The sequence below is a fragment of the Bordetella sp. 15P40C-2 genome, from assembly GCF_009763235.1.
Taxonomy (GTDB): Bacteria; Pseudomonadota; Gammaproteobacteria; order Burkholderiales; family Burkholderiaceae_B; genus Bordetella_A.
The window spans coordinates 203,252-217,790 of sequence record NZ_WSJA01000025.1 but is presented as its reverse complement, the minus strand read 5'-3'; the positions used below and the strand labels follow the sequence as shown (position 1 = coordinate 217,790).

General features: G+C 60.9%; 15 protein-coding genes. 14 read left to right on the top strand and 1 reads right to left on the bottom strand.

Going from position 1 to position 14,539, the window contains the following annotated elements:
- Positions 1-2 precede the first annotated feature (2 nt).
- From ispG to GOQ25_RS11785, 12 genes are all read left to right on the top strand, one after another.
- On the top strand, positions 3-1,289 hold the full coding sequence (gene ispG / locus GOQ25_RS11840) for a flavodoxin-dependent (E)-4-hydroxy-3-methylbut-2-enyl-diphosphate synthase (RefSeq protein ID WP_160350662.1): 1,287 nt from the start codon (positions 3-5) through the stop codon (positions 1,287-1,289).
- Positions 1,290-1,345: 56 nt separating this feature from the next.
- A complete protein-coding gene (hisS, locus tag GOQ25_RS11835; protein WP_202109422.1) occupies positions 1,346-2,626 on the top strand; it encodes a histidine--tRNA ligase in 1,281 nt (426 codons plus the stop codon).
- Positions 2,627-2,633: 7 nt separating this feature from the next.
- The gene (locus GOQ25_RS11830) at positions 2,634-3,272 is read left to right on the top strand and encodes a tetratricopeptide repeat protein (protein WP_160350660.1); all 639 of its coding nucleotides are present in this window, start codon (positions 2,634-2,636) and stop codon (positions 3,270-3,272) included.
- Positions 3,273-3,276: 4 nt separating this feature from the next.
- On the top strand, positions 3,277-4,437 hold the full coding sequence (gene bamB, locus GOQ25_RS11825; protein WP_160350659.1) for an outer membrane protein assembly factor BamB: 1,161 nt from the start codon (positions 3,277-3,279) through the stop codon (positions 4,435-4,437).
- A gap of 20 nt (positions 4,438-4,457) precedes the next feature.
- Complete coding sequence (gene der, locus GOQ25_RS11820; RefSeq protein ID WP_160350658.1) at positions 4,458-5,816, top strand: ribosome biogenesis GTPase Der; 1,359 nt, start codon at positions 4,458-4,460, stop codon at positions 5,814-5,816.
- 2 nt (positions 5,817-5,818) lie between these two features.
- Complete coding sequence (hisC, locus tag GOQ25_RS11815) at positions 5,819-6,892, top strand: histidinol-phosphate transaminase (protein WP_160350657.1); 1,074 nt, start codon at positions 5,819-5,821, stop codon at positions 6,890-6,892.
- 154 nt (positions 6,893-7,046) lie between these two features.
- Positions 7,047-7,283 (top strand): RNA chaperone Hfq, encoded by a 237-nt coding sequence (gene hfq, locus GOQ25_RS11810; RefSeq protein WP_003810707.1) that lies wholly within the window; start codon positions 7,047-7,049, stop codon positions 7,281-7,283.
- Between the two features lie 81 nt (positions 7,284-7,364).
- On the top strand, positions 7,365-8,471 hold the full coding sequence (hflX, locus tag GOQ25_RS11805) for a GTPase HflX (protein ID WP_160350656.1): 1,107 nt from the start codon (positions 7,365-7,367) through the stop codon (positions 8,469-8,471).
- Positions 8,437-9,753 carry an FtsH protease activity modulator HflK gene (gene hflK / locus GOQ25_RS11800; RefSeq protein WP_160350655.1) on the top strand — a complete coding sequence of 439 codons (1,317 nt, stop codon included), beginning with the start codon at positions 8,437-8,439 and terminating at the stop codon, positions 9,751-9,753. Before hflX ends, hflK begins: the two co-directional genes overlap by 35 nt.
- Before the next feature lie 19 nt (positions 9,754-9,772).
- On the top strand, positions 9,773-10,660 hold the full coding sequence (hflC, locus tag GOQ25_RS11795) for a protease modulator HflC (RefSeq protein WP_160350654.1): 888 nt from the start codon (positions 9,773-9,775) through the stop codon (positions 10,658-10,660).
- Positions 10,661-10,801: 141 nt separating this feature from the next.
- On the top strand, positions 10,802-11,959 hold the full coding sequence (locus tag GOQ25_RS11790; RefSeq protein ID WP_160350653.1) for an ATP phosphoribosyltransferase regulatory subunit: 1,158 nt from the start codon (positions 10,802-10,804) through the stop codon (positions 11,957-11,959).
- A gap of 77 nt (positions 11,960-12,036) precedes the next feature.
- The gene (locus GOQ25_RS11785; protein ID WP_160350652.1) at positions 12,037-13,332 is read left to right on the top strand and encodes an adenylosuccinate synthase; all 1,296 of its coding nucleotides are present in this window, start codon (positions 12,037-12,039) and stop codon (positions 13,330-13,332) included.
- Here the strand turns inward: GOQ25_RS11785 and GOQ25_RS11780 are convergent.
- Complete coding sequence (locus GOQ25_RS11780; protein ID WP_160350651.1) at positions 13,321-13,473, bottom strand: hypothetical protein; 153 nt, start codon at positions 13,471-13,473, stop codon at positions 13,321-13,323. The genes GOQ25_RS11785 and GOQ25_RS11780 overlap by 12 nt on opposite strands.
- On the opposite strand from GOQ25_RS11780, the gene GOQ25_RS11775 reads away from it, so the two are divergent.
- Both GOQ25_RS11775 and rpsU read left to right on the top strand, forming a co-directional pair.
- Positions 13,472-14,029: a phosphoribosyltransferase gene (locus tag GOQ25_RS11775; protein ID WP_160350650.1), complete on the top strand. Its 558-nt coding sequence runs from the start codon at positions 13,472-13,474 to the stop codon at positions 14,027-14,029. The two genes, GOQ25_RS11780 and GOQ25_RS11775, sit on opposite strands and share 2 nt — an antisense overlap.
- Positions 14,030-14,321: 292 nt before the next feature.
- A complete protein-coding gene (gene rpsU / locus GOQ25_RS11770) occupies positions 14,322-14,534 on the top strand; it encodes a 30S ribosomal protein S21 (protein WP_012417992.1) in 213 nt (70 codons plus the stop codon).
- Positions 14,535-14,539: the final 5 nt, after the last annotated feature.

Here is a 14,539-nt window from a genome sequence, read left to right as displayed (position 1 = left end):
GCATGCAAGAGCAGCCTTTGCCTGGCCCAGATACTCCGCCGCCCGAAGTCGGCGCCTCGCCGCGCCGCGCCACCCGCGCGGTGGCAGTGAAATGGGGTGAGCGCGTCGTCCATATCGGCGGACAGGCGCCCGTGGTCGTGCAGTCCATGACCAATACGGATACGGCCGACGCGATCGCCACGGCGATACAAGTCAAAGAACTCGCACAGGCCGGCTCCGAGCTGGTCCGCATCACCGTCAACACGCCCGAGGCTGCCCGCGAGGTCATCGCGATTCGCGAACAGCTCGATCGGATGGGCGTGTCGGTGCCGCTAGTCGGCGATTTTCACTACAACGGCCACAAGCTTCTGACGCAGTTTCCGGAATGCGCGCAGGCGCTGTCCAAATACCGGATCAATCCCGGCAACATGGGCGGCGGCAAACGTCGAGACGACAACTTCGCGCAAATGATCGAAGTCGCTTGCCGCTATGACAAGCCGGTGCGTATCGGTGTGAACTGGGGCAGCCTGGATCACGAATTGATGGCGCGCAAGATGGACGAGAACAGCCGTCGCGCGCAGCCTTGGGAAGCCCAGGCCGTCATGCGCGATGCGCTCGTCGTATCCGCGATCAGTAACGCCCGCCGCGCCGAGGAACTGGGTCTGCGTGGCGACGCCATCGTGCTTTCCTGCAAGGTCAGCCATGTGCAAGACCTCATCGCCGTGTACAAGGATCTGTCCTCGCGCTGCGATTATCCCCTGCACCTGGGGCTGACCGAAGCCGGCATGGGCAGCAAGGGCATCGTCGCCTCGACGGCGGCGTTGTCGGTCTTGCTGCAACAGGGCATAGGCGACACCATCCGCATCTCGCTCACGCCCGAGCCTGGTGGAGACCGTACACGTGAAGTCGTGGTCGCGCAGGAAATCCTGCAAACCATGAACCTGCGTGCCTTCACCCCCATGGTTGTGGCATGTCCTGGTTGCGGACGCACCAGCAGCACGTTTTTCCAGGAACTGGCCGATAGCATCCAGTCCTATTTGCGCCGGCAGATGCCGGTGTGGCGCGCGCAATACCCTGGTGTTGAAACCATGAACGTTGCCGTCATGGGTTGCGTGGTCAACGGTCCTGGCGAAAGCCGTCATGCCGATATCGGCATCAGCTTGCCGGGTACCGGCGAGGTGCCCGCCGCGCCCGTGTTTATCGATGGCGAACGCACGGTCACGCTCAAGGGCGATCACATCGCCGAAGAATTTCAGACCATTGTCGAGGACTATGTCGCGCGTCGTTATGGCGCACAGGCTTCTCAATAGAATAAGGGTTGAGCCGTGAGCCGGATTGCTTGGCGATCCGTTCCGGCATGATAAAGATGACGCAAGCGTTTCAGAAAATCGCCGCGGTCCGCGGTATGAACGATGTCCTGCCTGGCGAGGGTACCCGCTGGGAGCAATTCGAAGAAATCGTGCGTGATTGGCTGCGCAGCTACGGCTATCGCAATGTGCGCATGCCGATCCTGGAGCATACGCGTCTCTTTACGCGCGGCATCGGCGAGGTGACCGACATCGTCGAGAAAGAGATGTACACGTTCACCGATTCGCTCAATGGCGATTCGCTCACGATGCGCCCCGAGATGACCGCGGGCGTCGTGCGTGCGGCCATCGAGCACAATCTGCTCTACGATCGCCCGCAGCGTGTCTACAGCATTGGCCCGGCGTTCCGTCACGAGCGCCCGCAACGCGGCCGCTATCGTCAGTTCCATCAGATCGACGTCGAGGCCCTGGGTTTCGCCGGTCCCGATATCGATGCCGAACTCATCGTGATGCTGTCGCGTTTGTGGAAACGCCTGGGCCTGACCGATGTACGCCTCGAACTGAACTCGTTGGGTCAGCCCGCCGAGCGCGCCGCTCACCGCGCTGCTTTGATCGCTCACCTGGAACAACACCGCGACGTGCTCGACGAAGACGGTCAGCGTCGCATGTACTCCAACCCGCTGCGCGTGCTGGACACGAAAAACCCCGCCATGCAGGCCATGGCCGATAGCGCCCCGCGCCTGTTTGATTTCCTCGGCGACGAGTCGCGTGCGCACTTCGATGGCCTGTGCCAACTGCTGGGCGACGCGGGCATCGAATATCGTCTAAATCCACGTCTGGTGCGTGGCCTGGATTACTACAACTCCACCGTTTTCGAGTGGGTCACGGATCGCCTTGGTTCCCAGGGCACGGTGTGCGGTGGCGGTCGCTACGATGGCTTGATCGAGCTGCTGGGCGGCAAGCCCGCACCGGCCATCGGTTTCGCCATCGGGGTGGAGCGTCTGCTCGATCTCTGCTCGCAAACCGCGTCCATCGACATCCCGCCAGAGTGCGAGGTCTATGTCGTCCATCAAGGTCCAGACGCGCAACGCCTCGCTGCCCGCGTGGGTGAGCAATTGCGCGACGCCGGTTTTTCGGTCATCGTGCACGCTGGCTCGGCCAGTTTCAAATCGCAATTCAAACGCGCCGATGCCAGCGGCGCCCGTGTTGCGGTTATCCTTGGTGCCGACGAAGTTGCTTCGCAAACGGCAAGCGTCAAATTCCTGCGTGCCGAGGCAGGCAGTGAAGGCTCCCAACAGCAAATCGCACTCGACCGTTTGGCAGACGTTTTGAAATCCTAAGGTAAGCATGGCATACGATCTCGAAGAACAGGAACAACTAGACGCCATCAAGGCTTGGTGGAATCGTTACGGCACGCTGATCATGTCGCTGCTGGTCATTGCCGCGCTCGCGTGGGGCGGCTGGTGGGGCTGGCAGGCCTATCAAAACCACCGCGCCAATCAAGCGATGGGTTACTTCGAGGCATTGGAAGACGCCGCCAGCCTGAACGGCCCCGAATCCGTGGCCCGTATCAAGGCGGCTGCCGCTACCTTGCGTAAAGACTATCCCGCCACCGGCTATGCATCGCGTGGCGCACTTGTCGCGGCGACCGCGCTGATCCAGCAAAAGGACGTGGCCGGCGCCCGCGAACAACTCGAGTGGCTGGCAGGGCAGTCCAAGCATCCCGCTTTGCAGCCCGTCGCGCGCGAACGGCTGGCCAGCCTGCTGCTGGATGAAAAACAATACGACGCCGCTTTGGCACAGTTGAATAACCCTCCGGCGCCTTTCGCCGCGCTCTATGCCGATCGGCGCGGGGACATACTCGCCGCGCAGGGCAAGGCCGACGAGGCGCGTCAGGCATGGCAAACCGCGCTGGACGGCATGCCTGCCTCGGACCCCTTGCGTCAGGTCGTGCAACTGAAACTGGATGCCCTCAGCGGAGCGTGATGGTATGACTTATTTCCGTTTTCCTCGTGCGGTCAGATGTGCAGCGTTCGCTGCCAGCCTCATGGTGCTGGGCGGTTGCTCTTTGTTTTCGAGCAATGACGACCGTTATGAGCCCGCGCCCTTGACCGAGTATGCGCCGGGCCTTTCCGTGCGCTCGGTCTGGTCGACATCTATAGGCAGCGGCTCGGGCCTGGGCTTTGTGCCTGCTGTGGTCGGCGATCAGGTGTATGCCGCCACGCCCAACGGCATGGTGGTCAAGGTCGATCTGGCCAGCGGCCGCACTTTGTGGAAAGCGGATGCGGACATGAAGCTCTCGGCCGGTCCGGGCAGCGATGGCACGACCACGGTCGTTGCTTCACCCACCGGCGCGCTCGTGGCATTCGATGACACGGGCAAAGTGAAATGGAAAGCCCAAGCCAGCAGCGACGTGGATATTCCGCCAGCGGTGGGTTACGGCGCGGTCATCGTGCGCAGTGGCGACTATCGCATTCAGGCCTATAACGTCGAAACCGGCGAGCGGCTCTGGAGCTTGCAGCGCCCCGGTCCGGCGTTGGCCTTGCGCAGCAGCGCGCAGATGGTTTTAGCCGAAGGCCTGGTCATCACCGGGATGCCCGGCGGTAAATTGCTGGCCATCAATGTCGGCAGCGGCAACGTCCAATGGGAAGGCACGGTCGCCACGCCGCGTGGTACCAGCGATCTCGAGCGTCTGACCGATGTGGTCGGTGAGCCTCAGCTGGCTCCGCCGGGGCTGCTTTGCGCAGTCGCCTATCAAGGGCGTATCGTATGCTTTAACGTCAGCCAAGGCGGGCGTCCCATGTGGGCCAAGGACTACTCCAGCGCCAGCGGCATGGTCATCGATGGCCGTTTCGCTTACGCTCCGGATCAGAACAGCGTCGTCAACGCCTTTGCACTGGATAACGGCAACAACGTCTGGAAGCAATCCGCGCTGAAGAACCGCAAGCTCACCGCGCCGGCCGCACTGAACGGTGCTATCGCCGTGGGGGATTTGGATGGCTATGTGCATTTCCTGTCCAGCAGCGACGGCAGTCTGCTCGCCCGCATGTCCGTGGGCGGCGGCGCCATTGTCTCGCCGCTGCAGGCCACGCCCTCCGGTGTGCTGGTGCAAACCGGCAACGGCAACCTTGTGCTTTTAGGCATTAACTAACTTTCTTTTTTGGCTCAACAGTGTCTTTCAAGCCCGTCGTCGCCCTGGTCGGTCGCCCCAATGTGGGGAAATCGACCCTTTTCAACCGCCTGACGCGTTCGCGCGCGGCGCTGGTTGCCGATTATTCCGGCCTGACGCGCGATCGCCATTACGGCGAGGGCAGGGTGGGCGAAAAGCCCTTTATCGTTATTGATACCGGCGGCTTTGAACCGGTGGCCAAGACCGGCATCCTGCGCGAAATGGCGCGTCAGACTGCCCAGGCAATCGCCGAGGCCGATGTTGTCGTGTTCCTGGTGGATGCCCGTGCGGGTGTAAACGCCCATGATCACGAAATCGCCCAGTTGCTGCGCAAGTCCGGCCAGCGTCGCGTCATCCTCGCGGTCAACAAGGCCGAAGGCATGGGTGTGGGCAATGCCACGAGCGAGTTCCATGAACTCGGCCTGGGCACGCCGTTCCCGATTTCCGCGGCGCACGGCGACGGCATCGTCGATCTGATCGAATTGGCCTTGGAAGGTCTGGGCGAGCCTGAGGCCGACCCCGAATCGGAAGGCCAAGACGAAGCTCCTGTCGATCATCGCATCAAACTGGCCATTGTCGGCCGACCAAACGTCGGCAAGTCCACGCTGATCAACACCTTAATGGGTGAAGAGCGCGTGATCGCCTTCGATATGCCGGGCACCACGCGCGACGCGATCGAAATCGATTTCGAGCGCGACGGACGAAAGTTCACGCTGATCGACACCGCCGGCCTGCGTCGCCGTGGCAAGGTATTCGAGGCGGTCGAAAAATTCTCCGTCATCAAGACCTTGCAAGCGATCGAGGCGAGCAATGTGGTCTTGCTGGTGTTGGACGCGCAAAGCGAAGTCTCCGAGCAAGATGCCCACATTGCCGGGTTTGTCCTGGAGACCGGCCGTGCCGTCGTCGTCGCCATCAACAAATGGGACGGCCTGGACGTCGATCAGCGCGAGCGCATCGAGCGCGAATTCAATCGCAAGTTGCGCTTCCTGTCGTTTGCGCCCACCCACACCATCTCGGCGCTCAAAGGGCAGGGCATCAAACCCCTGATGAAATCCGTCGTGTCCGCGCACGCCGCCGCCTTCGCCAAGCTGTCGACGCCGAAACTTACCCGCGAGTTGCAGGCCGCCGTTGAACAGCAGCCGCCACCACGCAAAGGGATCTTCCGTCCGAAAATGCGCTATGCGCACCAAGGCGGACAGAACCCCCCCTTGGTCGTCATCCACGGCAATGCGCTCGATGCAATTCCGGATTCGTACCGCCGCTATTTGGAAACCCGGTTTCGCGCAGCTTTCAAGCTCGCTGGTACGCCAATGCGTATCGAATTCAAGTCGTCGCATAACCCTTACACGCAGGAAAACTGAGCATGAGTCGGTTCTGGAGTTCTGTCGTAGGTGAACTCAGCCCATACGTACCGGGCGAGCAGCCCAAGCTGCCCGATCTGGTCAAGCTCAACACCAACGAGCATCCATGGGGGCCTTCGCCCAAGGTCCTGCAAGCCATGCAAGCGGCCTGCACGGAATCGCTGAAGCTCTATCCCGATCCCGGCTCCGAGCGCCTGCGCGCTGCCGTCGCCGCGCACTGCCAGGTTCAACCGGACCAGGTGTTCATCGGCAATGGCTCGGACGAGATCCTCGCGCATACCTTCCTGGCGTTGCTTAAGCACGATGGGCCGTTGCTGTTCCCCGATATCACCTACAGCTTTTATCCCGTGTATTGCGGCCTGTATCGCATCAATTACGAAGCGGTACCGCTTACTGCGGATTTCGGCATCGATGTGCGCGACTACCTGCCCGAAGCAGGTCGTAACGCCGGGGCCATCATATTTCCGAATCCGAACGCACCGACGGGCCGCGCTTTGCCGTTGGCGGATATCGAACGCATCCTGTCTGCCAATCCCGATATCGTCGTGGTGATTGACGAGGCCTATGTCGATTTTGGCGCGGAATCCGCCACGCAACTGGTCTCGCGTTACGAGAACCTCCTTGTTATTCAGACGCTTTCCAAGTCGCGCTCGCTTGCCGGGCTGCGTGTGGGTTTCGCGGTGGGCAATCGGGTGTTGATCGAAGCGCTCGAGCGTGTCAAAAACAGCTTTAACTCCTATCCCATCGACCGTATCGCCGAAGCCGGCGCCATCGCCGCGATCGAAGATAAGGAGTATTTCGAACAGGCCTGCCAATACGTGATCAACACGCGCGAGACGCTGGTCGCTGACTTGCAGGCGTTAGGGTTCGAGGTGCTGCCGTCGGCCGCTAACTTCGTGTTCGCTCGCCATCCGGCGCACGACGGCGCGAAACTTGCGGCGGCATTGCGCGAGCGCAGTATCATCGTGCGACATTTCAAGTCGCCGCGCATTGATCAGTTCCTACGGATTACCGTGGGCACCGAATCTCAATGCGCGCGGCTGATCGAGACTCTCAAGACTGTTCTCGCAGTCTGAGTAGTAGGGCAAGGCGACTTGCCCGGTCATAACAATTCAGACACTTTATGAAAGAATTTGCTCTGCAGGCCAAGTGGCACAGCCCCTTAAAACCTTGTAGAGTACGTCTTTCGGCGTCTGCCACCACTCAAAACAAACAAATGGAGCCTGGCCAATGAGCAATAAAGGGCAAACTCTGCAAGACCCGTTTCTGAACACGCTGCGCAAAGAACATGTGCCCGTGTCGATCTACCTCGTGAACGGCATCAAGCTGCAAGGACAGATCGAATCGTTCGACCAATACGTCGTGTTGCTGCGTAACACCGTCACCCAGATGGTTTACAAGCACGCTATCTCGACCGTGGTTCCCGCGCGTGCCGTCAATTTTCAGGTGGAAGTTCCCGCTGAATAATCGTCAAGCTCCGGCTGTACCTTTTTCTGCCCGCCGCACAATTCGTGTTGGCGGGCATTTTCGCTGTAGTGGGGGGCATTTATGCGCGCACTGATCATTAGTGTCGATCTGGGCAACCCAGATTTCGTCGCGCATGCCGAAGAATTCGCCATGCTCGCGCGCGGCGCTGGCGCAGAAATCGTCGGTACGGTCACGTCCCGGCGCGATCGTCCGGACGCCAAGTTTTTCATCGGCTCCGGCAAAGTCCAGGAAGCCGTCGCCACCGCCCAGGCTCTGCTGGCCGACATCGTGCTGTTCGATCAGCCCTTGTCCCCGGCTCAGCAGCGTAACCTCGAGCGGGAGTTCAATCTGCGCGTGGTGGACCGCGTCGCTCTGATCCTGGATATTTTTGCCCTGCGCGCCAAAAGTCACGAGGGTAAGCTGCAAGTCGAGCTTGCTCAACTGCAGCATCTGGTCACGCGCCTGACTCGCATGTGGACTCACTTGGAACGTCAGCGTGGCGGGATCGGCATGCGCGGCCCGGGTGAATCGCAGTTGGAAATGGACCGCCGCATGATCGGCGCCAAGGTCAAAGTTCTACGCGAGCGTCTCGACCGCGTTGAGCGCCAGCGCGTCACCCAGCGCCGTTCCAGGGCACGAGGTGGTGCGCTGTCCGTGTCGTTGGTCGGCTATACCAACGCCGGTAAATCCACCTTATTCAACGCCATGACGCGCGCTGGCGCCTACGCCGCCGATCAATTGTTCGCCACGTTGGACACCACCACGCGACGCATCTGGATCGAAGGCACGGGCTCTGTTGTGCTGTCAGACACAGTCGGATTCATCCGCGACCTGCCACCCAATCTGATCGCCGCGTTCCGCGCCACCCTCGAAGAAACCATCCACGCCGACTTGCTGCTGCACGTGGTCGATGCCGCGAGTCCGCAACGCGACGAGCAGATTGCCGAAGTCAACAAAGTTCTCACCGAGATCGGCGCGGGGTCCATCCCCACCATTCTCGTACACAACAAGATAGATCGTGCCGGACTCGAGCCTCGGGTAGAGCGCGATGCGCATGGTACGATTGCGCGAGTATTCGTAAGCGCTACCGAGCGCGCCGGTCTGGATGCGTTGCGCGGGGCAATTGCAGAGACCGGTCAGATCGTGGGAAACAATGCCTCGAATTACCAAACTCTTCAATCTGAATGACCCGGGCTGGGGTCGCGGCAATAACAATGGCTCTGAGCCGCCCAAACGGCCCAAGGGCCCCGGAGAAGGTCCACCCGACCTCGACGAGGTCTGGCGCGACTTTAACAATCGCATCGGGTCGCTCTTTGGTCGCAAAGGCGGTGGCGGGGGTCGTCCGTCTGGTGGTGGCCGGGGCGGCATGACGCCGTCGCCGCGTGGCGCCAAGATTGGCTTCGGGGTGATCGCCGGGGCCGCGGTGCTGTTATGGCTGGCCAGCGGCTTCTATATCGTCCAGGAAGGCCAGGTTGCCGTCGTCACGCAATTCGGCAAATACATCAAGACGACGCAAGCCGGTTTCCAATGGCGTCTGCCGTATCCCATTCAGGATGAAACAGCCGTCAATATTTCCCAACTTCGTACCTTCGAAGTCGGTTTCCGCGGCGGTTCCCGCAACAAGGTGCTGCCGGAGGCCTTGATGCTGACCACCGACGAAAACATCGTCGATATGCAGTTCGTCGTGCAGTATCGCCTGCGCGCCGATGGGGCGCCCGATTATCTGTTCAAGATGCGCGACCCGGATGAGTCCGTGCGTCAGGCCTCCGAGACCGCCATGCGCGAGATCGTCGGCAAGAAACCCATGGACTTCGTCCTGTACGAAGGCCGTACCGAGGTTGCCGTCGAGGTTCAGAACCTGATGCAGCAGATCCTCGATCGCTACAACTCCGGCATCCAGATCAGCACGGTCGCTATCCAGAACGTGCAGCCGCCCGAGCAGGTTCAGGCAGCCTTCGACGATGCGGTCAAGGCCGGCCAGGATCGCGAGCGTCAAATCAACGAAGGTCAGGCCTACGCCAACCAGGTGATCCCGATGGCTGGCGGTCAAGCTTCACGCATGTTGGAGCAAGCCGAAGGCTATCGCGCCAAGGTTCTGGGTGACGCGCGCGGTGATGCCGCACGCTTCAACAGCATTTTGACGGAATACGAAAAGGCGCCCCAGATCATGCGCGAGCGTCTCTACCTGGAGACCATGCAGCAGATCTTCACGCGCGCCAGCAAGGTGCTGGTCGACACCAAGGACGGCAACAACATCCTGTATTTGCCGATCGACAAGATCATGCAGCAAAGCGCGCGTGACGCGTCGGGGTCGTCTGTGCCGACCACGTCGCTGCCTGGCGCCAGCCAGCCCACCGTTCCTCAGCCTCCGGTGCGTACCGGCGGTACCACCAGTTCGTCCGGCAATTCCGGTAGCAACACGACGGGTAGCAGCAACAACACGCTGTCCCGCGATCGTCTGACGCGCTAATCCGGAGGAGCCCAAGATCATGCAACGTTTTATGCCCATCCTGGTCGGCCTGCTTCTCGTGCTGGCCGCCTTATCATCCTGCGTATTTATCGTGCGCGAGCGCGACTACGCCCTGGTCTTTACCCTGGGTGAAGTCCGTAAAGTCATCAGCGAACCTGGCCTCTATTTCAAGGCCCCGCCGCCGTTCCAAAACGTCGTCACGCTGGACAAACGTATCCTGACCATCGAGTCCAACGACGCCGAGCGTATCCAGACCTCTGAAAAGAAGAACCTGCTGATCGACTCCTACGTCAAGTGGCGCATCGCCGATCCACGCTTGTACTACGTGACCTTCGGCGGCAACGAGCGTGCCGCCCAGGAACGCCTGCAGGCTCAGATTCGCGACGCACTGAACGCATCGGTCAACGTGCGTACCGTGAAAGAAGTCGTCTCGGCCGAGCGTGACAAGATCATGACCGAGATACTTACCACGGTTGCCAAACGCGCCGAGCCCTTGGGCGTGCAGGTCGTGGACGTGCGTCTGCGCCGCATCGAGTTCGCGCCGGAAATCTCCGAATCCGTCTATCGTCGGATGGAAGCCGAGCGTACCCGCGTGGCCAACGAGCTGCGCTCCATCGGTGCCGCCGAAAGCGAAAAGATCCGCGCCGAAGCCGATCGTCAACGCGAAGTCATTCTTGCCGAAGCCTACGCCAAAGCCCAGACAGCGATGGGTGAGGGCGATGCGCAGGCCAGCCAGATCTACGCCGAAGCCTTTGGCAAGAACCCGGATTTCTACACGTTCTACAAGAGCCTGGAAGCCTACCGTTCGTCGTTCTCCAAGCCCAGCGACGTGCTCGTGGTGGACCCGAGTTCCGAGTACTTCCAGTTCATGAAGAACTCCACCGGCAACACAGCCCCGGCAAACTGATCCCCCTGCGCGCAAACCATGTACAATATCGCGTAAGCTAGAAACAATCCTCAGGCGGCTGAGTGGGCTTACGCCCGCTCAGCCGCTTTTGTTTTGGGCGTCGTTCACGCATGTCATTAGTAGTCATTCAGGTAAACATTCATGGGTAACTGGTTGCTGCCCGAAAGCCTCGCCGATGTCCTTCCGGCAGAGGCTCGGCGCATCGAGGAACTACGCCGCAAGCTGCTCGATCTCTACCGTAGTTACGGTTTCGAGCTAGTGGCGCCTCCCCTGGTCGAATACATTGATTCGTTGCTGTCGGGTACCGGCAGCGATCTGGATCTGCGCACCTGCAAACTGGTCGATCAGCTCTCCGGACGCACGCTGGGCGTGCGAGCGGACATGACGCCACAGGTCACGCGTATCGACGCGCATTTGCTAAATCGTGCCGGCGTCACGCGGCTTTGCTATTGCGGCAACGTGCTGCATGCGCGGCCGGCGGATCTGCTCTCGAGCCGCGAGCTGCTGCAGATTGGCGCCGAGATCTACGGCCATGCCGGTTTCGAGGCGGATCTCGAGATCATCTCCTTGGTGCTGGAAACGCTGGCCACGGCTGGCGTCAATCAGCCGCGCCTGGCACTCTGTCATCCCGGGGTTGCGCGCGCGGTGATCGACGCGGATCCGGCGGCGAGCGCGCGTGCCAAAGACATCATCTTGCTGCTGCGCGAGAAAGACGTACCCGGCTTGGCCGCGTTGGTCGAGGACGGCAGCGGCGTGCGCGCGGATACCGTGGCGGCACTGAAATGCCTGGCTGGCCTTTACGGCGGCCCGGAAACGATGGCACAGGCGCGCAGCGAACTCCCGTCATTGCCGGGTGTGACCGCCGCGCTGGACGCCTTGCAGAAAATTATGGATGCCATCCCCGGAGTCGAATGCGGGGTGGATCTGGCCGACATTGGCGGCTATGGCTACCACTCGGGTGTCACCTTCGCGCTCTACGCCGAAGGCTGGCACGATGCTTTAGTGAGTGGCGGCCGTTACGACGACGTCAGCCGCGCCTTTGGACGGGCCCGCCCGGCCACAGGCTTTAGTCTGGATTTGCGCAAGCTCGCGCGTGGACTTCCTCCCGCCGATCGCGCGCGCGCTGTGCGTGCGCCGTGGGGGCAGGATCCCGCGCTGGTCGCCGCGGTCCGTCAGCTGCGACACTCAGGCGAGATCGTCGTGCAGGTGCTGCCGGGCCACGAGCAAAGCCAGGACGAATTCATCTGTGACCGTGAGCTGACCTTACAGGACGGCAACTGGGTGGTTCGAACGTTGTAAAACTGATTCCCTCTCGTTGCGAGGGGGCCGCAGGGAGATTTCCGGATTTCCCGAGAAACTCGATATCGATTCGTACAATGAGCAAGAACGTAGTGGTGATCGGCACCCAATGGGGTGACGAAGGTAAAGGCAAGATCGTCGACTGGCTGGCGGAATCCGTCGCCGGCGTGGTGCGTTTTCAAGGCGGTCACAATGCTGGCCATACGCTGTGGATCAACGGCAAGAAAACCATTCTGCGCCTGATCCCCTCGGGCATCATGCACCCTGGCGTCACGTGCTTCATCGGCAACGGTGTGGTGCTCTCGCCCGAAGCCCTGCTAAAGGAAATCGAAGAACTCGAAGCCGCCGGTCTGGACGTGCGTTCGCGTTTGCAGATTTCCGAAATCTGCCCCCTGATTTTGCCGTTCCACATTGCAGTGGACCAGGCCCGCGAAGCGCGCAAGGGTGATGGCAAGATCGGTACCACCGGACGCGGTATCGGCCCGGCCTACGAAGACAAGATCGCTCGCCGCGCGCTGCGTGTGCAGGATCTCTTCAATCCGTCGCTGTTCGATGAAAAACTCGCCGAGCTGCTGGATTACCACAACTTCGTACTGACCAAATACCTCGGTGCTGAAGCCGTCTCCGCCAACGAAGTGCGCGATCAGGCCATGGCGCTGGCCCCGGCCATCGCTCCGATGGTCAAGGACGTCTCCAGCAACCTGTACGCGCTGCAACAATCCGGCCAGCGCCTGCTGTTCGAAGGCGCCCAAGGCGCACTGCTCGACGTGGACCACGGCACCTATCCGTTCGTGACCAGCAGCAACTGCCTGGCTGGCGCTGCATCCGCTGGCGCCGGTGTTGGCCCGCAATCGTTGGACTACGTGCTCGGTATCACCAAGGCGTACACGACCCGTGTGGGTTCGGGTCCGTTCCCGACCGAGCTGGTTGATGAAGTCGGCACGCGCCTGGCCACCATTGGCAAGGAATTCGGTTCGGTCACCGGCCGCCCGCGTCGCTGCGGCTGGTTCGACGGCGCCGCGCTCAAGCGCTCGGTTCGTCTGAACGGTATCACCGGCCTGTGCATCACCAAGCTCGACGTGCTCGACGGTCTGGAAAAAATCCAGTTGGGCGTCGGCTACCGCGTCAATGGCGAATTCCGCGACGTGCTGCCCTATGGTGCGCATGCTGTTGCCCAAGCCGAAGCGGTGCTCGAAGAACTGCCCGGCTGGTCGGAATCGACCGTCGGCGTCACCGAGTTCGACAAGCTGCCCGCCGCCGCGCGCCGTTATCTGGAACGCGTCTCGGAAGTTTGCGGCGTGCCGATCGACCTCGTGTCCACCGGCCCCGATCGCAACGAAACCATTGTTCTGCGTCACCCGTTAAAGGGCTGATCGCCAGACGGTCGCGGCCATCCTGGTGGATGTGCCGCGACGTCCATTTTTTAACCCGGCGTTCGTCGGGTTATGATTGATAGCCGCGTCGGCAATGTCGACCGCGGCCTTTTTGTTTTTAGGCTTGGAGATCTTTGCCATGAGCACGCCCGTCAACGATGATAGTCATGTGTGGGTGAGTTGGGAGAAGTACAACCGCCTGATCGAGCGCCTGACCCTGCAGGTGTATCAGTCCGGTTGGAAATTCGACCTCATTCTTTGTCTTGCGCGCGGGGGCGTGCGCGTGGGCGACGTGATGTCGCGTATTTTTGATGTGCCCTTGGGCATTCTCGCCACCAGCAGCTATCGCGAAGCCGCCGGCACGAAGCAGGGCGAACTGGACATCGCCAAGTTCATCACCATCACGCGGGGCGCGCCGGCCGGCCGGGTGTTGCTCGTTGACGACATGGTCGACACCGGATTGACCTTCAATCGTGTGCGCGAACACCTCCAGCAGCAATTCCCCGAGATCACCGAGTTGCGCAGTGCCGTGCTCTGGTGGAAAGGCCATTCCAAGGCAATCCCCGACTACTATGTGGACAAACTGCCGACGAACCCGTGGATCCACCAGCCTTTCGAGGATTACGACAGCCTGCGTCCGCATCAATTGGAAGCCTGGATTCGTAAAGGCTCCTCCACCCAGCATTCCGAAGAGTAAATCGAGCACTCGGGCGAGCCGGTGTGCCAACACGCTGGCGCGTTTTGGCTGGGAAATTTTGCCCGATCGTGCTAGAATCTTTGGTTATCGCTAAACCCCATTGGGGGGTGCCAGGGTGCACAGGCGTGGTTTATTGCAGTTTTTTGCTTAGCGGCGCTTCGTTCGAGGGGTCGCCAGGCTCAAAAAACGAGCCTGAATAGGGCAGAGACCTCTCAAGAAACCATGCCAGGCTTGCAGTCAGCGCGCCCTGTGTTTATCAACTCTTTGTTATTCCAAGCAGGCCTACTACTTTATGCCTATTGTCCGACTGAAGGAAAACGAGCCGTTCGAAGCCGCTCTGCGTCGCTTCAAGCGCACCATCGAAAAGACCGGTTTGCTCACCGAGCTGCGTTCGCGCGAGTTCTACGAGAAGCCCACGGCTGAGCGCAAGCGCAAGCACGCCGCCGCCGTCAAGCGCCACTACAAGCGTATTCGTAGCCAGCAACTGCCTCCGCGCATGTATTGATTTCT

Coding starts and splice junctions, on each gene's coding strand:
- ispG (WP_160350662.1), top strand. CDS start 3: ATGCAAGAGCAGCCTTTGCCTGGCCCAGATACTCCGCCGCCCGAAGTC.
- hisS (WP_202109422.1), top strand. CDS start 1,346: ATGACGCAAGCGTTTCAGAAAATCGCCGCGGTCCGCGGTATGAACGAT.
- GOQ25_RS11830 (WP_160350660.1), top strand. CDS start 2,634: ATGGCATACGATCTCGAAGAACAGGAACAACTAGACGCCATCAAGGCT.
- bamB (WP_160350659.1), top strand. CDS start 3,277: ATGACTTATTTCCGTTTTCCTCGTGCGGTCAGATGTGCAGCGTTCGCT.
- hisC (WP_160350657.1), top strand. CDS start 5,819: ATGAGTCGGTTCTGGAGTTCTGTCGTAGGTGAACTCAGCCCATACGTA.
- hfq (WP_003810707.1), top strand. CDS start 7,047: ATGAGCAATAAAGGGCAAACTCTGCAAGACCCGTTTCTGAACACGCTG.
- hflX (WP_160350656.1), top strand. CDS start 7,365: ATGCGCGCACTGATCATTAGTGTCGATCTGGGCAACCCAGATTTCGTC.
- hflK (WP_160350655.1), top strand. CDS start 8,437: ATGCCTCGAATTACCAAACTCTTCAATCTGAATGACCCGGGCTGGGGT.
- hflC (WP_160350654.1), top strand. CDS start 9,773: ATGCAACGTTTTATGCCCATCCTGGTCGGCCTGCTTCTCGTGCTGGCC.
- GOQ25_RS11790 (WP_160350653.1), top strand. CDS start 10,802: ATGGGTAACTGGTTGCTGCCCGAAAGCCTCGCCGATGTCCTTCCGGCA.
- GOQ25_RS11785 (WP_160350652.1), top strand. CDS start 12,037: ATGAGCAAGAACGTAGTGGTGATCGGCACCCAATGGGGTGACGAAGGT.
- GOQ25_RS11775 (WP_160350650.1), top strand. CDS start 13,472: ATGAGCACGCCCGTCAACGATGATAGTCATGTGTGGGTGAGTTGGGAG.
- GOQ25_RS11780 (WP_160350651.1), bottom strand. CDS start 13,473: ATGGCAAAGATCTCCAAGCCTAAAAACAAAAAGGCCGCGGTCGACATT.
- rpsU (WP_012417992.1), top strand. CDS start 14,322: ATGCCTATTGTCCGACTGAAGGAAAACGAGCCGTTCGAAGCCGCTCTG.